14 protein-coding genes are annotated in these 19,792 nt (G+C 46.1%); 1 reads left to right on the forward strand and 13 read right to left on the reverse strand.

What is annotated here, in order from left to right:
* Nucleotides 1-28: 28 nt before the first annotated feature.
* The 4 genes from folK to mazG form a co-directional block, all read right to left on the reverse strand.
* Nucleotides 29-580, reverse strand: a complete 552-nt coding sequence (gene folK, locus DVY93_RS02675; protein ID WP_230708995.1) for a 2-amino-4-hydroxy-6-hydroxymethyldihydropteridine diphosphokinase — start codon at nucleotides 578-580, stop codon at nucleotides 29-31.
* A 69-nt stretch (nucleotides 581-649) separates the two neighbouring features.
* Entirely contained in the window at nucleotides 650-2,812 is a 2,163-nt protein-coding gene (gene pcnB, locus DVY93_RS02680; protein WP_230708878.1) for a polynucleotide adenylyltransferase PcnB, read from the reverse strand.
* A gap of 165 nt (nucleotides 2,813-2,977) precedes the next feature.
* Nucleotides 2,978-3,373, reverse strand: a complete 396-nt coding sequence (locus DVY93_RS02685; RefSeq protein WP_226949466.1) for a ComEA family DNA-binding protein — start codon at nucleotides 3,371-3,373, stop codon at nucleotides 2,978-2,980.
* A complete protein-coding gene (gene mazG, locus DVY93_RS02690) occupies nucleotides 3,357-4,223 on the reverse strand; it encodes a nucleoside triphosphate pyrophosphohydrolase (protein ID WP_230708880.1) in 867 nt (288 codons plus the stop codon). The genes DVY93_RS02685 and mazG overlap by 17 nt, the downstream gene beginning before the upstream one ends.
* Before the next feature lie 132 nt (nucleotides 4,224-4,355).
* Between mazG and DVY93_RS02695 the strand changes: the two genes are divergently transcribed.
* Nucleotides 4,356-5,843 carry a phosphomannomutase CpsG gene (locus tag DVY93_RS02695; protein WP_193005837.1) on the forward strand — a complete coding sequence of 496 codons (1,488 nt, stop codon included), beginning with the start codon at nucleotides 4,356-4,358 and terminating at the stop codon, nucleotides 5,841-5,843.
* Nucleotides 5,844-6,000: 157 nt separating this feature from the next.
* On the opposite strand, the gene DVY93_RS02700 is transcribed toward DVY93_RS02695, so the two are convergent.
* The 9 genes from DVY93_RS02700 to DVY93_RS02740 all read right to left on the reverse strand — a co-directional run bounded on the left by DVY93_RS02700 (nucleotide 6,001) and on the right by DVY93_RS02740 (nucleotide 19,563).
* On the reverse strand, nucleotides 6,001-7,413 hold the full coding sequence (locus tag DVY93_RS02700) for a UDP-glucose/GDP-mannose dehydrogenase family protein (RefSeq protein ID WP_230708882.1): 1,413 nt from the start codon (nucleotides 7,411-7,413) through the stop codon (nucleotides 6,001-6,003).
* A gap of 53 nt (nucleotides 7,414-7,466) precedes the next feature.
* Nucleotides 7,467-9,143 (reverse strand): glucose-6-phosphate isomerase, encoded by a 1,677-nt coding sequence (gene pgi / locus DVY93_RS02705; RefSeq protein WP_230708884.1) that lies wholly within the window; start codon nucleotides 9,141-9,143, stop codon nucleotides 7,467-7,469.
* A 3-nt stretch (nucleotides 9,144-9,146) separates the two neighbouring features.
* On the reverse strand, nucleotides 9,147-10,019 hold the full coding sequence (locus DVY93_RS02710) for a UTP--glucose-1-phosphate uridylyltransferase (protein ID WP_230708886.1): 873 nt from the start codon (nucleotides 10,017-10,019) through the stop codon (nucleotides 9,147-9,149).
* 57 nt (nucleotides 10,020-10,076) lie between these two features.
* A complete protein-coding gene (galE, locus tag DVY93_RS02715; protein ID WP_230708888.1) occupies nucleotides 10,077-11,153 on the reverse strand; it encodes a UDP-glucose 4-epimerase GalE in 1,077 nt (358 codons plus the stop codon).
* Between the two features lie 95 nt (nucleotides 11,154-11,248).
* On the reverse strand, nucleotides 11,249-12,124 hold the full coding sequence (gene sucD, locus DVY93_RS02720) for a succinate--CoA ligase subunit alpha (RefSeq protein WP_198334571.1): 876 nt from the start codon (nucleotides 12,122-12,124) through the stop codon (nucleotides 11,249-11,251).
* 136 nt (nucleotides 12,125-12,260) lie between these two features.
* Nucleotides 12,261-13,427 (reverse strand): ADP-forming succinate--CoA ligase subunit beta, encoded by a 1,167-nt coding sequence (sucC, locus tag DVY93_RS02725; protein WP_193005831.1) that lies wholly within the window; start codon nucleotides 13,425-13,427, stop codon nucleotides 12,261-12,263.
* Between the two features lie 157 nt (nucleotides 13,428-13,584).
* Complete coding sequence (gene lpdA / locus DVY93_RS02730; RefSeq protein WP_230708890.1) at nucleotides 13,585-15,039, reverse strand: dihydrolipoyl dehydrogenase; 1,455 nt, start codon at nucleotides 15,037-15,039, stop codon at nucleotides 13,585-13,587.
* Nucleotides 15,040-15,295: 256 nt separating this feature from the next.
* The gene (gene odhB / locus DVY93_RS02735) at nucleotides 15,296-16,537 is read right to left on the reverse strand and encodes a 2-oxoglutarate dehydrogenase complex dihydrolipoyllysine-residue succinyltransferase (protein ID WP_198334573.1); all 1,242 of its coding nucleotides are present in this window, start codon (nucleotides 16,535-16,537) and stop codon (nucleotides 15,296-15,298) included.
* A gap of 140 nt (nucleotides 16,538-16,677) precedes the next feature.
* Nucleotides 16,678-19,563 carry a 2-oxoglutarate dehydrogenase E1 component gene (locus DVY93_RS02740; protein ID WP_230708892.1) on the reverse strand — a complete coding sequence of 962 codons (2,886 nt, stop codon included), beginning with the start codon at nucleotides 19,561-19,563 and terminating at the stop codon, nucleotides 16,678-16,680.
* Between the last annotated feature and the right edge of the window lie 229 nt (nucleotides 19,564-19,792).

Below are 19,792 nucleotides of genomic sequence, written 5' to 3' on the forward strand. Positions count from 1 at the left end.
AGCATTTTTCCTACGATTAAAAATCTGATCAGAGGCTTGATAACCGTTTTAAGTCTGTCCAATCTGTACTCTTTGGATATTCATCTATTGGCTTTCCTGCGATGGTTAGAGTTGGCGCCAATTCTAAGAGCGGTATCAATACAAAATTACGCTCAGGCAATCCAGCATGCGGTATCGTTAGCTTAGGATCCATCATTTGTGTGTCGCCGTACAACAAAATATCCACATCAAGACTACGCTCGCCCCAACGTCTCAAGCGCGCACGCTTTGCTTGTTGTTCTAACTGCTGGCAAAACGCAAGTAACTCAAACGCTGTCAGCGTCGTCTCAAAACCAGTCACTGCATTGATAAAATCAGGCTGATCTTGCGGCCCCATAGGTGCTGATGCATAAAATGAAGACACGCTCACTTTTCGTATCTGCTTATGGTCTTGCATGCCTGCCACTGCTTGCTGCAAGTGCTCTATAGGTGAACCCAGCTCATTAGATAGATTACTACCCAAGCCGACATAGCAGGTTACCCAAGTACCATTAACCGCACTACTACCGCTAACGGAAGCGGGTTTTTTGTTGCCAGGCATGGCACTATTATCGAAGCTACTCATCGTTTTACCACCTTACTCACCTATCTGTACTCTACACTAATAACATTACGCCTTATCAGTGCTGGGTTGGCGACGGCGACGCTTTGATGGCACAGGGCCTTTATTGCCGTTCGCCTTTATAGCCGCAGTCTGAGTACGAGCCGCTTGATTGGTTTTAGCAGATTTTGCGGTGGTTGCTTTGGCGGATTTTTTAGCGTCAGCTTTATCAGTCGGTTGCACCGCGGGCTTAGGTTGCTTTTTTGCATACTTCGTAGGCGTTTGCGCTTGCTTGTCATCACCTGGCGTCTCGACACTGCTCGTACTATCGACAGAGGGCTGACGACGGCGGCGCTTATGCGGAATCGGCTCGTTATTCATGCTGACTAGTGCAGGCGATCTTGCTACCGAACGCGTCGTAGGTGCCGGTTTAGCCGCTGACTGCTGGTCGTTAGACAACTGGGCAGTATTTGAGCGTTCACTTTTAGTAGCAGATTTTGCCATCTGACTATTTGGCTCTTTTTCAGCCGGTGCCTGCTGAGTGGCTGCTTTTTTCTGCGTGGCCGCCTGATTACGCTTGGGCTGTGAGTCTTTGTCATTAGGTAGTTGCTTTTGCAGCGGTGGTACGACTTTTTCATGCTCTATGACAAACAAGGGCGCAGGCTTTGCATCACGGCGTTTGTTTGCCGATTGGTTACTGCTAGCTAGAGACAACTGCTGTAGCTGAGCAAGCTCACTACTGTCTTGTTTTACCTGCTGCGTCATATGCGCTTTGCTATCATTACGACTAGCGTTAGATTGGCTTGCAGCGCGGCGACGGCGTGCTGGGACATTTGCTGGATCGTTTAGCATTGTCTGTTTATTCCCACTCTTCTCCATACTATCCTTAACTTGGTTTGGCTTTGTACTGCTTTGATGAGAGGTGGAATTATCAGTGGTATTTACTTCTGGTTTTTGCCGATTGCGACCACGACCACGCTGCCCCTTTTTATAAGCGCCTCGGCGAATATTTTCATCAAACTCATCAATCGCTTGCTGTTGTTCTTGTTCAGACAAGGTCTGATACGTTTGCCACCAGTCGCCCATGCCATTGGTCGACTCTGACAGGGGATGCTCGGCATCACCGCACTGCTCACGCAATAACAAAAAGTCAAAACCCGCTCGGAAGCGTGGGTGCTCAGAGAGTTGGACAATTTGTTTGCTACGCGGGGCGGCAAGTCTCGGCTGCAATATCCAGATATCACGAATAAACTGCTCAGCAAATTTAGGAATCGCCGTCTTAATACGTTGACGATCAATGACTTTGGTAGCGGCATGCATCTGTGCTTCAGCGAACGGCATATTGCGCTTTTTGGCTTTTGCCAATTGATGCAAGTAATTTTCCCACAATAGCGCCGCATAAAAGAACGCAGGATTGATGCTCTTGCCCGCCGCAATACGTTTGTCGGTATTAATCGCTACTTGGTTCACTAAGGCGCTTGGCTCAGACGGGGGATAAATGATTAAGCTATCAATCGCACCCGACTCAAACAATAATGGCAATAACGGCACCAGATAGCCGCCCGTAAACATTTTTTGCGTCTCATCATAGAGACGATGCGGCGATATCTGCTCAAGCAGCGCCCAATTACCATCATGAAACTGCGATGCCAGCGCGTCATCAAATTCAAAGCCCAACTTGGCTTTAAAACGTAGCGCACGTAACAACCGTACTGGATCTTCTTCAATCCGTACAGGCGCGTTGCCCAACAGACGAATGATTTTATTATCAATGTCTTCAAGCGCACCGCAAAAATCGTGAACCACCCCTTTGAGCGGCTGATAATAAAGCGCATTGATAGAAAAGTCGCGACGAGAGAAATCTTGTTTGATGTCCCCCCAAACGTTGTCACGCAGGATCATACCGTCTCGATTGGTATTGGCATCACTGGTTGGTGGGCCACGAAAAGTCGCCACTTCAATCAATTCTCTGCCTGAATACACATGCGCTAATTGAAAGCGGCGACCGATAATACGGCAACGCTTACCAAAAACATCTTTGATTTCATGCGGCTTGGCGTCGGTGACGGCATCAAAGTCTTTCGGGCGTAGACCCAATAAGGTATCGCGCACACCACCACCGACGATATAGGCATCAAACCCAGCTCGGGTCAATGTGGCAATCACTTCAGTAATGGAATTGGGTAATTCAGATTTATTCAGTTCTAACTGCTTGGCGGCACGCTCGGCCATGCATCTACTCCTCGCCGGTATTCTTTGACCACCTCTGACGAACACAGCGTTTATCAGGCGGATGTACCTGCTAGTTTAACAAATTTTGGGCGTGCTGGGTGTGTTATGACATCTACTTACGTGCTATTTTGTCAATATTGGGCTGATTGCTGCAAAATAGGGCGATCAATCCTGCACGCTTAAACGTTCTCGATTTTTCTCGACGGTTTTTGTACCGATCCCTTTGACTTTTGTTAATTCATCGACGGTTTTAAAATCGCCAAACATCTCACGGTATAAAACAATTGCCTGTGCTTTACTGCTGCCAATACCGTTTAAAGACACCAACTCACCTTCGCTAGCACGATTGATGTTGATGATCTTTTGCTCACGCGCTTGTATGGCTGACGCTTCTTTTGCGAGCAAATAGTCATAGGCACGCTGAGGACTATCGAAACAGGGCGCAGCGTTAGCACTAATAGGCATCATAGTGACGCATATGAGTCCCACAAGACCAAGAGCCATGGTGAGTGTCACCGTCGTTGTTGAGCTAACAGACGAGGCTTTATGATGAACGTTCATGTCGTTTGGCCGCTTCCCACAATGCATCCATCTCTGTGATATCGCTGTCCTCTAAACCCTTGCCAGCCACTGCTAGCTGCTCTTCGATGTAACCAAAACGTGATTTAAACTTATGCACGCAGGTCAAGGTGGCGGTTTCTGCATCTAGGTTCAGTTTACGAGCGACATTGACGAGCGCGAACATACAATCGCCCAGCTCTTTTTCTATTTCTCTGATGTTGGCTTTGATTTCAACGTTGGACTTATTTGTGAGCTCAGCCTTTAACTCAGCAACCTCTTCATCCAACTTATCAAAAGCCCCGCTGACACCGTCCCAATCAAAACCCAATGCTGATGCCTGCTTTTGTACATCCTGTGCTTGCATCAAAGCGCTACCTGCTTTGACTTCATCTAAACGGCGTGGCGTTTTGCCGCGTGCTAGGCGGGCTTGCTGCTCCTCTGCTTTAATCTCATCCCAGCGTACTTTTACCGCAGCATCATCTTTGAGCGTTTCGGCTTCAAACACATGCGGATGCCGGCGAATCAGCTTCTCTTGTAAAGTGGTAATGACGTCCTTCATATCAAAGCGGCCTTGCTCAGCGTACATCTGACAATGAAAAACCACTTGCAGTAGCACATCACCAAGCTCACCTTTGATATCCTCATCGTCATCGCTCTGGACAGCCTCGCCCAACTCATAGGCCTCTTCAATGGCATACGGAATTAAGCTATGATTGGTCTGTTTTTTATCCCATGGGCAATCGGCACGCAGCCGCGCCATCAACGCTAGAAGATCTGCCAGTTGCCCGCTTGCGTCTGGCGTCCCTTGCGCGGGTTTGGGTGCTTTAGTGGTATTGTCTATTGTACTCATAAGGGTTGCTCTTATAATTTAACGTTTTTTCAGACAGTTAATGATAGTGTATCATTGAACCCTGATAGACTTATCATTGTGCTATTTACTTCTTCATTTTACCATTGCTCACACGCAAGGAAACTTATCATTATGTCCACTTCAGCGAACACTGGCTATCAACCAGCAGCGGAATTCAGTCCCATTACTATCGATTCGTTTAAGGCTTATGATATACGCGGTGAGCTTGGGGTCAATCTCGATGAAGACATTGCTTATCGTATAGGACGAGCCTTTGCACAGATATTGTCTAGGCGCTATGACACCATGGCTGACACCCAAGCCAGCGACATGAGCAGTCTACAGCCTGTTATCGTTATTGGTAGCGATATTCGCCATTCAAGTGAACCATTAAAACAGGCCACTATTACTGGTATGCTAGACGCTGGCGTTGATGTCATCGATTTGGGTATGACCGGTACAGAAGAGGTGTACTTTGCCACCAGTCATTATAAAGCGTTAGGCGGCATTGAAGTCACAGCAAGTCACAATCCCATTAATTACAATGGCTTAAAGTTGGTGAAAGAGTATTCAAAACCAATCAGCGCCGATGATGGTTTGGCAGAGATTCAAGCACTGGCAGAGTCTGGATTGTTTACTACGGATAAGCCATCCGGCAACTTGCAGCTATTGACAGATAAAAGCCCTTATATCAATCACGTGATGAGCTTTATCGATACTGATAAACTCAAACCGCTAAAACTGGTGATTAATTCAGGCAATGGCAGCGCGGGTCCCGTGGTTGATTTATTGACCGACAAGCTGAGACAAGCGGACGCACCAATTGAGATCATTAAACTCCATCATACCCCTGATGGTAGCTTCCCTAACGGTATTCCCAATCCAATGATTGCAGCCAATAGAATCGCAACTCAGCAAGCCGTGTTAAAAAACAATGCCGATCTTGGTATTGCCTTCGATGGCGATTTTGACCGTTGTTTCTTGTTTGATGAAAATGGCGAGTTTATTGATGGCAGCTACGTGGTGGGTATGCTGGCACAAGCATTTTTGAATAAATACCCAGCTGAGTCGATCGTCTATGACCCAAGAGTGATCTACAATACCGAGGCGGTGGTTAAAGAATACAAGGGTAAGGCCGTTATCAGTAAGTCTGGACACTCCTTTATCAAGCAAGTCATGCGTGATTCTGGGGCGGTGTATGGGGGCGAGATGTCCGCTCATCACTATTTTCGCGACTTCTTCTATTGCGACAGCGGTATGATTCCATGGCTACTCACCATTGAGTTATTGTCTATTACAGGTAAAACATTGTCTGAGTTGGTCACAGGCTATATCCAAGCTTACCCCAGCTCGGGCGAGCGAAACTTTCGCCTCACCACTCACGATGCGCCCACCATTATTAGCGCTATTGAAAGTAAGTTTGGCCCAGAAAACCCCACTAAATCGACACTGGATGGCCTCAGTCTCAATTTCGGTGATTGGCGCTTTAACTTACGCGCGTCGAATACTGAACCGCTTATCAGGCTCAATATAGAGAGTCGCGGCGATGCAGCATTGTTAGCCACCAAGACTCAAGAGATTGAGCAGTGGTTGGCAGCACAAGGAGCCATACCAGCTTAAAGTTATACAGTCAGTTCAAGATAAAAACCCTTTAAACAGTATTTTTAAGATGAATTGGCTAACTAAATTATTAAACGGCTATGTTTAGTTGCAAATAAAAAAGGCTCGCTAACGGTTATTAGCGAGCCTTTCTCAATCAAAGCAGGGTTTGACGGGATTATTTAGACCGACCAATCCCCATATAGTCGCCTACTAGGTGATTAATTTGCCGCCGCGTCAACGCATTTCTCGCATCAAATATTGGCATCGCTTGCTGATTGATTTTTGCAATATCCAACTGCTCTTGTGGTGCCCAGCTCATAATAAAAATGGCCTGCGCCTCATTAAGCTGCTGGTAAGGGCTGGCAATCAATTCAAGCAGGGGTTGCTGCGGATAGAGCGCTGCAAGTTCAGGTTGTGCTTTATCACTATAAACCAAAGTACGAATATTATAAGACCATAATAACGCTAATAATGGATGAATGGCGGAGCCCGCCGTACGCCCTGAGCCTGTCTTATAACTACCACCCCAGATCATCACTGTTCTGTTGTCAATAAAACCATTAAAATACTGCCAAAACTTACGGAATATCAGCTCTTTTTGGTCTTCATTGATGTGCATAATCGAGTGCAATAGCGGCATGTCTAAACTGTGAGAGGCGCTTGATTGCTGTAGTTTAGACAACTCAGTCGGTAGCGTGTTACCACCAAACCCCCAACCCGCTTGTAGGTAACTGCTGCCCACCCGCTCATCTAAGCCCATGATATGGCTCACTTGCTTGATATCCACCTGTTGGCTATCCGCCAAACGTGACATCTCGTTCATAAAGCTCACGCGCGTCGCCAGCATCGCCATAATACTACTACGAGCAAACTCTATCGTGGCGATATCAGTGTAATGAGCAGCGCGCGCATGCTGCATGATAGGCTTCAATACCTCTAAGTGCTGGCTACTGTCCGCTGTTTTTTCACCAAGTAACCACAATGAAGGGTTTAACATCGAGCTATAAGCATCGCCATCTTGTAGGAATACAAATGGTATATAGTATACCCACGCACGCTGCAGGCGCTGAGCCAGTGCTGTGACACGGCCCAGCTGCTCAATACCGCTCATAATTAGCGGTGTTGCTTGCTGATGACTGTGGTTAAAAGCAGTAACCCAGCTATCTTCCGTCCATACTGACTGAATACTGTTTAAAAATAACCAGTACAGCGCAACGGTTTGCGGCTCATCACTATCACTATTTTCGTCAACATCACCGCTGTTATCACAATTTGGCTTTTCATAGCGCTGTATGAGCTTGTCGGCATTATCTGGCAACGCGTGACTAACAATAATATGCTGTTGCTCGTACATTTGCCATAGTGCTTGTAAATGATGCTCAAAGCCATACTGCTGTATCTGTTGCTTTAACAAAGCGCTATCTGCATACAAATGAATACGCTGACCCAAGCTTGCCAGTACGACCGCACTGGTAATGGCTTCAATACTATGTCCGACGAGTACGCAGACGCTAGCGTTCATAATAGAGTTGTTAAGCGGATTCGCTTTAGATTCGTCGTTTTGTTTGTCTGTGACATCAGCGCTCATGCGGTTACCTTTTAATATTATTCACGTATCAGCATCACTACTCAGCATCACCACTAGGAGAGCCGTTTAATGTGCCGTAGCAACTGATCGGTGGAGGTATCAAACCGTCCTTCGTCAACCTCATACTGCATGGCATCATGCACAGACTCCGCCATTTGTTTGCCCATCTCAACGCCCCATTGATCAAATGGATTGATATCCCAGACACTGGCCATGACATACACCTTATGCTCATAAAGCGCAATCAGCGCCCCTAAACTATGCGGGGTGAGCTCATCGATCAGTAATGTGGTTGACGGCTGATTACCTCGGTAGTACTTATACTTGTCTGCCTCAGAATCCGCTTTAGCACAAGCGATATCTGCAACGGCAGTATTACCAAAGGCCAATACTCGGCTTTGTGCCAGACAGTTGGCTAAGGACAATTCATGTTGCTGCTGTAATGGCGCGTTTGGTACCTTATCACTATAACGGCGTACACAAGCGATAAAATCACAAGAAACCTGCTGTGTGCCTTGGTGTAGCAGTTGATAAAAGGCATGCTGGGCGTTTGAGCCAATCTCACCCCACAGAATTGGGCAAGTATCGTAGTCAATGTGATTGCCATGCTGGGTAACCGACTTACCGTTACTCTCCATCTCAAGCTGGGTTAAGTAGCTCGGTAAATAGCTTAAACGGCCATCATAAGGCAACACGGTATGAGCATTCACCTGTAAAAAGGTACTGTTCCATACGGCAAGTAAACCCAAAAGCACGGGTAAGTTCTCTGCAAAATCGGCCTTAGCAAAATGCTCATCCATACTGTGAGCACCGCTTAATAGCTCCTTGAACCTAGGCATGCCAATCCGAATGGCAATCGCCAGTCCAATCGCTGACCATAAAGAAAAGCGACCACCGACCCACTCCCAAAGCTGCAACTGATGCTCAGGATGAATACCCCACGCATTCATTTTTTCACTATTGGCCGAAATACCAATGAAGTGCCGACGTAATACGCTGTCTTCAGTACCCGCCCGCAGCTTGGCAGTAGCAAGCAACCAGGATAATGCTGTCTTAGCATTGGATAACGTATCCACCGTACCAAAAGACTTGGATGAGATAATAAATAAGGTCGTCTCAGGATTGAGATATCTGAGCAGGTTATCAAGCTGGGTGCCATCCATGTTAGAAACAAAATGCACCTCAATCTCTGTATCCGCCCATTCATCTAGGGCCCTAGTCGCCATGAGCGGTCCAAGGTCAGAGCCACCAACTCCAATGTTCACCACATCCGTAACGGCTTTACCTGAAAATCCACGCCACGTACCATGACGAACACGCTCGGACAATCTTGCTACCTGCGCCAAGCTATGATGCACGTCAGCCACTACATCTTGACCCTCGACCTTCAGGGTTGCTGTGTCTGGTAGACGCAGCGCCGTATGGAGCGCCGCACGCTGCTCACTGGTATTTACCATAGCGCCTTGCATAAGCGCCTCAACCCGCACTGACAGCTCACAGCTCACAGCTAGCTGCAACAGAGTGTCTAGTACCTGCTCATCGATACACTGTTTACTATAGTCCATATAGAGCGCGCCTGCCTGCGTACTAAAGCGCGTAGCACGATTGGCGTCTTGTGCGAACAAGGAGGCCAGTGACCATTGCTGCTTAGCCAGCATTTGTAATTGCTGCCAGTGTTTAGAGCTGCGAGCGCTGATAAATCCTTTTTTGTTATCCTTTAACTCATCCATCAGCTACTCTTCATCCGCTAATTGCTGCTCGGCAAAGTAAATAAAGGCTTGCATATAAGAGCGCATATCACCTGCATCATAGCTATCACCGCGCATGGTTGTTACGTTTACGCCATACTTACTAATCAGTGCATCAATGGCATCGGTGAGCTGTATCTCGCCGCCGACTGAGGCAGTCGTATTGGCCAAATAATCAAAGATCTGGTTGCTAAACACATAGCGCCCTACCACTGCCAGCTTTGAGGGTGCCTCTGCTAAGCTGGGCTTTTCGACAAAGCCTGCCACTTTAAAGCTGACATTCACATCCGCTTGGTCATCCACATCGCTAGCACCGCTCAGCTTGGCAATACCGTATTTATGGACATCCTCATCTGCTACTTTATCCACCAATATTTGTGAATGGTTGTCTTTATGAAAAGCCTCAATCATAAAGGCCAAATTATCGGTCGCAGCATCGGTCGTAAATGGATCGAGTACCACATCCGGTAATAGCACGGCAAAGTCATGCTCACCAATGATGGGGCGCGCTGCCAGCACCGCATGCCCTAAACCTAACGCTTTACCTTGACGTATCATGGACACCGTCACATCATCTGGTAGCCAATTTAAACTACCCGCCAGCTCGTTTTTGCCTTTATGACGCAGCTGGTTATCCAGCTCAGCATTGACATCAAAGTAGTTTTCAATCGCGCTTTTTTGCGCGTGACCGACCAAGACAATGTGCTTAATACCAGCAGCAATCGCCTCTTCAACCACATAGTGTATGGCAGGACGATTGCCTAATGGCAGCAGCTCTTTGGGCACTGATTTAGACAGTGGCAACATACGGGTGCCAAAGCCTGCGACGGGGATGACAGCGTGCGTGATTTTTTTCATAGTGTTTAGGCTGTTTTAAAGTAATAGTGAGATAAGTTTATATCTTATAAAGCTATACTAAATAGTGGCATAACCATTCGGATTCATACTCTGCCAACGCCAAGTATCTTGACACATATCAGTAATAGAGAGATTTGCTTGCCACCCTAATAATGTTTTCGCTTTATCAGCACTGGCATAACAGCTGGCAATATCACCTGCACGGCGATCGACAAACTGATAAGGAATAGGCTTGCCAGTCACTTCAGTAAATACCTGCAATAACTCTAGTACAGAGGTGCCTTTGCCAGTTCCTAGGTTAATCGGTAAGAAACCTACTGAGCCTTTTTTATTTACACTGGTTTTATCTATATTGTTTTTTTCTGGACTTCTTGCTTGCTCTAGATAATTCAACGCAGCCACATGACCTTGAGCCAAATCAGTAACATGAATAAAGTCACGGACACCGGTTCCATCTACAGTAGAATAATCATTACCGAAGATACTGAGCTTATCAAGTTTACCAACGGCTACTTGGGAGATATAAGGCATTAAATTGTTCGGGATATCATTAGGGTCTTCACCAATCTGCCCTGAGGGGTGCGCACCTACTGGATTAAAGTATCTGAGAGCAATTAAATTCCACTCATCATCGGAGACTGCTAGGTCTTCTAAGATATGCTCGACTGCAAGTTTGCTTTGCCCGTAAGGATTGGTACAAGAACGCGGGGCAGTCTCATCGATAGGCAAGGTATCAGGATCGCCGTAGACCGTAGCGGAGGAAGAAAAAACGAGGTTTTTGACATTATGAGCTGCCATGACTTCTAATAAATTAATGGTACCACTGACATTATTGTTATAGTAAAGCAGCGGCTTGGCTACTGATTCGCCAACGGCCTTTAACCCTGCAAAGTGTATGACACCAAAGAAATTATGGGTAGAAAACACTTGTTTCAATGACTCTGTATCGCGGATATCCCCTTTGATGAAGGAGATAGGCTGTCCAATCAGAGTAGAGACACGGTTGATCGCTTCACGGCTACTATTAGATAAGTTATCGTAGACTACGATATCATATCCTGCTTCATGCAATGCGATACAGGTGTGGGAGCCAATATAGCCTGCGCCACCAGTAACTAATATCTTGTTTTTCATAATATTATTTTCAGTACAAAAAAAGACACCCCATTGTAGAGGTGCCTTCTTAATATTTCAATAGAGTTTTGGTAGTTAATCGGCTTTTGCCTATCTTACCAGCCTGTCACTTCTTTTAGCTTGTCGCCAAGCTTAGATGGGTCACGCGTGTATGCAATACCTGCATCTTCAAAGGCTTTGAATTTTTCTTCAGCAGTACCTTGACCACCAGAAATGATCGCGCCAGCATGGCCCATACGCTTACCTTCTGGAGCAGTGACACCTGCGATATAACCAACCACTGGCTTAGTGACATGATCTTTGATGTAAGCAGCAGCTTCCTCTTCAGCCGTACCACCGATCTCACCGATTAAGATAATCGCTTCGGTTTGTGGATCGTCTTGGAACAATTTTAACGCGTCGATCTGGTTCATGCCAGGGATAGGATCACCACCGATACCGATACAAGTAGACTGACCAAAGCCAAGCTTAGTGGTTTGTGCAACGGCTTCATACGTCAATGTACCAGAGCGTGAGATGATACCCACTTTACCTGGCTGATGGATGTGGCCTGGCATGATGCCGATTTTGCATTCGCCTGGCGTGATAACACCTGGGCAGTTAGGACCAACAAGACGCACGTCGCCTGCAGCTTCAAGATAGCGTTTGGCTTTTAGCATATCGAGAGTAGGTACGCCCTCAGTGATCACAACGATCAATTTGACGCCTGCATCGATTGCTTCAACGATAGAGTCTAGTACAAATGGTGCTGGTACATAGATAACTGAAGCGTCAGCTTGAGTGGCTTCCATGGCCTCACTCATAGTGTTGAACACTGGCAGACCTAGGTGCGTTTGACCGCCTTTACCTGGGGTCACACCGCCAACAACTTTGGTACCGTATTCGATGGCTTGTTCAGAATGGAACGTACCGTTTTTACCAGTGAAACCTTGTACCAATACTTTGGTATCTTTATCGATTAATACACTCATTATTTTTTCCTTTATTCGGTTGTCTTGTGATAGCAACTTGATGGCGTATCGATCATTTATGAATGACGATTCATTTTTTGCCAAAAAGTTGCTATTACGCTTTGACTACTAGGCTTAAGCAACTATTTTTATAGATTTACGCTTTAACAGCATCGACAATTTTTTGAGCCGCATCAGACAAGCCTTGAGCTGAAATCAATTTCAGACCAGACTCTTCTAGAATTTGCGCGCCTTTCTCAGCGTTGTTACCTTCTAAACGGACAACAACAGGTACTTTTACGTCAACTTCTTTGATAGCAGCAATAATGGCTTCTGCAATCATGTCACAACGTACGATACCACCGAAGATGTTGATAAGAACGCCTTCAACGCTGCTGTCTTCTAAGATAATTTTGAACGCTTCAACAACGCGATCTTTAGTTGCCCCGCCGCCAACGTCCAAGAAGTTAGCAGGCTTGCCGCCGTACAATTTGATGATGTCCATCGTCGCCATTGCAAGACCAGCGCCGTTTACCATACAACCGATGTTACCTTCTAGAGCAACGTAGTTTAGGTCAAACTCAGCCGCTTTAAGCTCACGCTCATTTTCTTGGGTCTTGTCTTGTAGCGCTGCGATTTTTGGCAGACGATAAAGGGCGTTTGAGTCGATACCGATTTTGCCATCAACACAAACAATCTCGCCATTTTCACGAACCGCTAGTGGGTTGATTTCCATTAGCGCAAAGTCGTTTTCGACAAAGGCTTTATAAGCGCCAGTCATCAATTTAACGAACTGGTTGATTTGCTTGCCTTCTAAGCCTAGTTTGAACGCGACATCACGCGCTTGGAAAGGCATCAAACCAACTAAAGGATCAACATTTACTTTAAAGATTTTTTCTGGCGTGTTGTGCGCCACTTCTTCGATATCCACACCACCTTCAGTCGATGCCATGAAAGTCACGCGACGAGTCGCCCGATCAACCACTGCGCCAAGATACAGCTCAGTTTGTACTGGGTACATATCTTCTGCAACCAACACAAAGTTCACTGGCTGACCATCAGCGTCAGTTTGGAAAGTTACTAGGTTAGTACCGATAAGCTCTTCAGCAACTTGCTTCGCTTCTTCACGAGTTTTAACCAGTTTTACACCACCAGCTTTACCACGACCACCTGCATGTACTTGCGCTTTGATAACCGCAATATCAGTTGGCGTTTTATCAAAAGCCGCTGCAGCTTCGTCGCCATTATGGGCAATGATGCCTTCTTGAATAGGCAATCCGTAGCTTTTTAATAGCTCTTTTGCTTGATACTCATGTAAATTCATTGATTGTATCCTTTATTTTTTACAATTAATAAAAAGTGAAAACAAATGCGCCGTCTATACATGCTAGCTATACATCTGGCGCACTTATGACCGTAGCGATGACTTTGATAGCGACGCTACGATCAGGTTATAAGTCGGTACTTATTACAATAACTACTTATTTCTTACGCTTTTTACGCTGGATGGCGTGAATAGCACGGCCATCTGCAGATAGTGCGGCTTCATGCACGGCTTCTGAAATGGTTGGATGGGCAAACGTCATAAGCTGTAAATCTTCGATACTAGAGACAAACTCCATCGCGATCATACCTTGATGGACGATGTCACCTGCGCCCGCAGAGATAGCGTGCATACCTAATAGGCGATCTGTCTTGGCATCGGCAACGACTTTGATAGAACCTTGCGCTTCGCTTTGAGCGAGTGCACGGCCGTTAGCCGCTAAGTTAAACGAGCCTGTTTTAACTTCATAGCCAGCATCGCTAGCTTCTTGCTCAGTCAAACCAACCCATGCAATCTCTGGATGCGTATAGATAACGTTGATGATCGTATCATAATTCACTTGGGCTTTTTCGCCATGAATACGTTCCACCGCCATCATGCCCTCTTCCATCGCTTTATGCGCAAGCATCGGACCACGTACCAAATCACCAATGGCGTAAACACCATCAAGGTTGGTTTTGCATTGATCATTCACATCGATAAGACCACGTTCAGTCAACGTGATACCACTGTCATCGCCAAGCAGTTTTTCAGAATAAGCACGGCGGCCAACACAAACGATCAGCTTATCAAAGCTCTCCTCGCTCGACTCACCTTTATTTTCGCTAGTGACAACCACTTGATCGCCTTTGACTTCAGCGTTGGTGACTTTGGTATCGACACGGATATCGAGACCTTGCTTTTTCAGCATTTTGCCAGCTTCTTTTGAGATGTCTTTGTCAGCGGCGGCCAAGAAGCTTGGAAGCGCTTCATATACAACAACTTCCGCCCCTAAACGACGCCATACTGAACCAAGCTCAAGACCGATCACGCCCGCACCGATCACGCCTAAACGCTTAGGTACTTCTGTGAAATCAAGCGCGCCTGTAGAGTCAACGATGCGATCGCCGTCAGTTTTGGCCACAGGAATCTCGATTGGTACAGAACCTGCCGCTAAAATCACGTTTTTAGCAGTGATGGTGGTTTCGCTTTCGTCTTCTAGAGCGGTAAACTTCACTTTTTTGTCAGTGCCTTTACCGTCAACCAATGTGCCCCAGCCTTGTAGCCAGTCAACGCCATTGCCTTTTAATAACGCTGCAACGCCGCCAGTCAATTGCTTAACAATACCTTCTTTACGCGCAATCATCTGCTCGATATCAATGGCGACATCGCCTGTGCTGATACCATGTTCAGCAAGGTCATGCTTAGTCGCTTCATAACGATGCGAGCTGTCAAGTAGGGCTTTTGATGGGATACAGCCAACGTTCAAACAAGTACCGCCAAGTGCAGGCTCGCCTTTATAAACACGTTTTTCGATACAAGCAACGCTCATACCCAACTGACCTGCACGGATAGCCGCTTCATAACCACCAGGACCGCCGCCGATGACGACTAGATCATAATTGTCTTTCATAGTACGTTCCTATTTCAAATTTTACTTATTATTGACACTGAGGTTTGTCTCATTCATGAATAGATAATCTCTGCAGTTAGTAGTTAATACACTACCTTAGCAAGAGACGCTTTTTCATTCAAAAATGACTACCCACAACAGTGACCAAATTAATTTAATACGCCAACTAACTCATTGACTGTTAAATGGCTAGAACTCACACCTATACCAAAGTTAAAAAGCTTGTATCAGCGATTGCCAATACAAGCTTAACAGCTTACAGGTCTAGTAGTAACATGGCTGGATCTTCAACCAGCTCTTTGATCGTTACTAGGAACTGTACGGCTTCTTTACCATCAATCATACGATGGTCATAAGAGAGTGCAAGATACATCATTGGTAAGATTTCAACTTTACCATCGACTGCCATTGGGCGGTCATTGATAGCATGCATCCCTAGAATAGCCGTTTGGGGTGGATTCAAGATAGGCGTTGACATCAATGAGCCAAATACACCGCCGTTTGAAATGGTGAATGTGCCACCAGTCATATCTTCTAGTCCAAGCTTGCCTTTTTGCGCCAAGCCACCAAGCTCACGGATACGGCTTTCGACATCTGCCATGCTCATGCGATCGGTATCACGCAATACAGGAACTACTAAGCCGCGATCTGATGATACGGCAACACCGATGTCATAAAAACCATGATAAACAATGTCATCGCCGTCTAGTGAAGCATTCACTGCTGGGAAGCGTTTTAGTGCTTCTGTCGCCGCTTTCACAAACAATGACATAAAGCCTAGACGGACGCCATGACGCTTCTCAAACTGCTCTTTATACTTAGCACGCATGTCCATCAATGGCTTCATGTTAACTTCGTTAAACGTTGTTAACATCGCTGTATCTTGTGACGCTGACAATAAACGCTCAGCAACACGCTTACGCAGACGAGTCATTGGTACACGTTTTTCAGTACGCTCACCCATTGATTCAGCCACTGGGCGGCCGCTATCAGACTTAATGCTACTGTCCGCTTTCAATGTTGGGTTTGCCATATCAGTCTTAGTGACACGACCACCGCGACCGCTACCTTCAACTTCTTTAGGATCTACGCCGCTTTCTTTCGCCGCTTTACGTACTGCTGGGCTTTGATCTTTGTGATCGGCTTCGTCTTTTTTATCTGTTGCTTGTACAGGCTCGCCACCATCGGCTGCTTGTTTTGCTTGTACAGGCGCTGCTGGTTGGTCTGGATCTACAGCAGGCGCAGAATCTGCACTGGCGCTGGCACCCGCTTCAAATTCAGCGATAAGCTCATCAGACAAAACCGTATCATCAACTTGCTTAACGATTTTGGTCACGACACCATCATCCGGTGCAACCACTTCTAATACAACTTTATCAGTTTCAATTTCAGCCAATAGGTCATCACGATTTACTTGTTGACCTTCAGTGACATGCCATTCAACGATCGTGCCATCGGCAACCGATTCTGGAAAAACGGGGGCTTTGATATCAGCCATCGATATACTCCTTAGATTTGGATATTCATATGTATATTATTAAGTCGTGATAGGCAGTCAGTACCATTTTAAGGGGTCATTCTTAGATGGTTAAAGGATACTGACTGTCATCGCCTGATTCATTTATCTTGTATAGCCTGTTACTTAGACAACTCATCGACACTAATGCCAAGACCACCAGCGATCAACGCTTGCTGCTGCTGTGCGTGTAGTTTTGGTGAGCCTGTCGCAGGTGCTGCACTAGGAGGACGTGCCACCGGCTCCATGACTTTTGCCTTGGTTGGATGCGGTACGACGATACGGAACATGTGCGGTGCCAAATAATACCAAGCGCCTTGGTTCAGCGGCTCTTCTTGCGTCCAGACGATCTCAGCTAAGTTACTGTATTTCTCAATCTCAGCAATCAAACGCTTCTCTGGCAACGGATAGAGCTGCTCGATACGAACGATAGCGACATGGTCTAAACCTAAGGCACGACGCTGCTCCAATAAATCATAATAAACTTTACCGCCACATAGCACCATGCGAGTTACTTTGTCTGCGTTGTGCTCATCCATCTCTGGCAACACGGTTTCAAATTTACCGTTAGCCAATTCTTCTAGATTCGATGTTGCCAATTTATGACGTAACAAGCTCTTCGGTGACATAACAATCAACGGTTTACGAATTGGGCGTACCGCTTGACGACGCAGGGCATGATAAATTTGCGCCGGCGTGGTTGGCGTAATCACTTGCATATTGTCTTCAGCACACAGCTGTAAGAAGCGCTCAAGACGGGCAGAAGAATGCTCAGGACCTTGACCTTCAAAGCCATGTGGCAATAGCATGGTCAGACCACAAACACGTTGCCATTTGGTTTCGCCACTTGAGATAAACTGGTCAATAACTACCTGTGCGCCGTTAACAAAGTCACCAAACTGCGCTTCCCAAACGATCAATGCGTTTGGTACTGTGGTGGCATAACCATATTCAAAGGCTAACACCGCTTCTTCTGACAACAATGAGTTATAAGTCGCAAAGCGCGCTTGCGTCTCACTCATATGAGCCAATGGCACATACATGCTGCCATCATTCACATTGTAGATTTCACTATGACGATGTGAGAACGTACCACGGCCGACATCTTCACCAGTAATACGTACTAGCACCTCATCGTTATCTACGAGTGACGCATAAGCTAACGTTTCAGCTGCACCCCAGTTTAAAGGCTCTTCGCCAGTTTGCATGGCCAAACGCTGCTCTACCATCTTCTGGACTTGACGTTGCAGCTTATAGCCTTCTGGCATTTCCGCCATACGACGTCCATAACCTTTTAGCGTCTCGATATCGACACTGGTATCCCATTCATCGACTAAATCATGACCTAGATAAGGCTTCCAATCGACAAACAGGGCTTCATTAGGCTCACTGACTAGCGAATTGGCCACATAATCACCGCGGTCTAACGATTCGCGATATTCATCTTCGTACCGTTTTTCTTCTTCTGCATTCAATACACCATCTTCAATAAGCTTTTGTGCGTAGATAGTGCGGGCAGTCGGTAATTTTTTAATGACCGCATACATTAGGGGCTGAGTCGCTGATGGCTCATCCGCTTCGTTATGGCCATTACGGCGATAACAGAACAGATCAATAATAATATCTTTACCAAACTCATGACGGTAGTCTAACGCCAATTGAGCGGCGAACACGACGGACTCAGGGTCATCACTGTTTACATGCAAGATAGGGGCGTGAACCATTTTTGCCACATCAGTACAGTACTCAGTTGAACGAGCATCGTCTTGACGGCTGGTGGTAAAGCCAACTTGGTTGTTAATAACAATATGTACCGTACCGCCTGTGGTATAAGCGCGGGTTTGTGACATCTGGAAAGTTTCTTGAACCACGCCTTGACCAGCAAAGGCGGCATCGCCATGAATGACGATTGGCAATACTGAATTGCCATCAGTCTTGTCCATTAAACGATCATCATTACGACGAACCTGACGTGCGCGCACTGACCCCTGCAATACGGGAGCGACAATCTCAAGATGTGATGGGTTAAATGCCAACGCTAAATGCACCTCACCGCCTGGTGTCATCACATTAGACGAAAAACCGTTATGGTATTTTACATCGCCTGAGCCTTTTTCTGGCTGTACTTTACCGTCGAACTCATCAAACAAATCCGCTGGATTTTTGCCTAAAATATTTACCAACAGGTTGAGGCGTCCACGGTGGGCCATACCAATGACCATCTCTTTGGTACCATAACCGCCAGCACGTTGAATGATTTCATTGATAGCAGGGATAAAGCTTTCGCCACCCTCTAGACCAAAACGCTTAACACCTGTGTACTTACGCGCCAGATATTTCTCTAAGCCTTCTGCTGCTGTGAGACGCTCTAGAATAGATAAACGTTTTTCTTTATCAAACTTGATATACCCTAAATTGCTTTCTAGATACTTTTCCATCCAGCGTTTTTCGGTGCTGGTGGTGACGTGCATGTACTCGACGCCAATATGACGGCAGTATACCCGCTCCATGATTTCGATAATTTCACGTAACGGCGCTTCATCCTTACCAATATTTAAATCATTGGTCGGAAACACGGTATCAAGGTCGGCTTCTGAGAGATTATGATAAGCAAGGGTCAAATCTTCCACTTCTGCCCGTGGATGTAGATCTAACGGATCCAGCTGGGCGCGGCGGTGACCACGGCGACGATAGGCGGATATTAGCTGTTGTACGCCCATTTGCTTGGGATCAGCACAGTCAGCGGCATGGCTAACAGTGGCGTCCGTATTTTGCACACCACCCTTATTGGCGGTCTGGTTACGGGCAAGCAATAAAAACTGGTCTTTAATAGCATTATGCTGAGCATCGTTTGGCGATTTGTACTGTTCAAAATACGCTTGCCAATCTGTATCAACGCTATTAGGATCGTTTAAGTATTGCTCATAAAGAGCTTCTACATAGCTGGCGTTATCAGCAGCCAACTCTGTATGTCCTAGGCTCGCGGCTTCTTTAGTTATACTATTCATAATAATCGTCTATTTGATAGATAAATGAATGGAATCGTGCTTATTCTTGAGTAATCTGTTGTATGTTGACCGGTACTATTAATCACTATTCGATAAAAAGGGCTTACTTCTATCGATAACTGACTACGATAATAAATTATGCTGAACCGTATTCAGTAAGCGTTATTGCCATACTTCTACAAAAAATACTGCTATTTGTGAACGTTCAGTTTTCTAGTCAGACTCGTTT

The organism is Psychrobacter sp. CCUG 69069 (assembly GCF_021023115.1).
GTDB classification, from domain to species: Bacteria; Pseudomonadota; Gammaproteobacteria; order Pseudomonadales; family Moraxellaceae; genus Psychrobacter; species Psychrobacter namhaensis.

Excerpts from the sequence above, each read along its gene's own strand:
- sucC (WP_193005831.1), bottom strand. The coding sequence starts at position 13,427 with ATGAATTTACATGAGTATCAAGCAAAAGAGCTATTAAAAAGCTACGGA.
- galE (WP_230708888.1), bottom strand. The coding sequence starts at position 11,153 with ATGAAAAACAAGATATTAGTTACTGGTGGCGCAGGCTATATTGGCTCC.
- mazG (WP_230708880.1), bottom strand. The coding sequence starts at position 4,223 with ATGAGTACAATAGACAATACCACTAAAGCACCCAAACCCGCGCAAGGG.
- pcnB (WP_230708878.1), bottom strand. The coding sequence starts at position 2,812 with ATGGCCGAGCGTGCCGCCAAGCAGTTAGAACTGAATAAATCTGAATTA.
- DVY93_RS02740 (WP_230708892.1), bottom strand. The coding sequence starts at position 19,563 with ATGAATAGTATAACTAAAGAAGCCGCGAGCCTAGGACATACAGAGTTG.
- pgi (WP_230708884.1), bottom strand. The coding sequence starts at position 9,143 with ATGGATGAGTTAAAGGATAACAAAAAAGGATTTATCAGCGCTCGCAGC.
- sucD (WP_198334571.1), bottom strand. The coding sequence starts at position 12,124 with ATGAGTGTATTAATCGATAAAGATACCAAAGTATTGGTACAAGGTTTC.
- DVY93_RS02700 (WP_230708882.1), bottom strand. The coding sequence starts at position 7,413 with ATGAGCGCTGATGTCACAGACAAACAAAACGACGAATCTAAAGCGAAT.
- folK (WP_230708995.1), bottom strand. The coding sequence starts at position 580 with ATGCCTGGCAACAAAAAACCCGCTTCCGTTAGCGGTAGTAGTGCGGTT.
- DVY93_RS02695 (WP_193005837.1), top strand. The coding sequence starts at position 4,356 with ATGTCCACTTCAGCGAACACTGGCTATCAACCAGCAGCGGAATTCAGT.
- DVY93_RS02710 (WP_230708886.1), bottom strand. The coding sequence starts at position 10,019 with ATGAAAAAAATCACGCACGCTGTCATCCCCGTCGCAGGCTTTGGCACC.
- DVY93_RS02685 (WP_226949466.1), bottom strand. The coding sequence starts at position 3,373 with ATGAACGTTCATCATAAAGCCTCGTCTGTTAGCTCAACAACGACGGTG.
- lpdA (WP_230708890.1), bottom strand. The coding sequence starts at position 15,039 with ATGAAAGACAATTATGATCTAGTCGTCATCGGCGGCGGTCCTGGTGGT.
- odhB (WP_198334573.1), bottom strand. The coding sequence starts at position 16,537 with ATGGCTGATATCAAAGCCCCCGTTTTTCCAGAATCGGTTGCCGATGGC.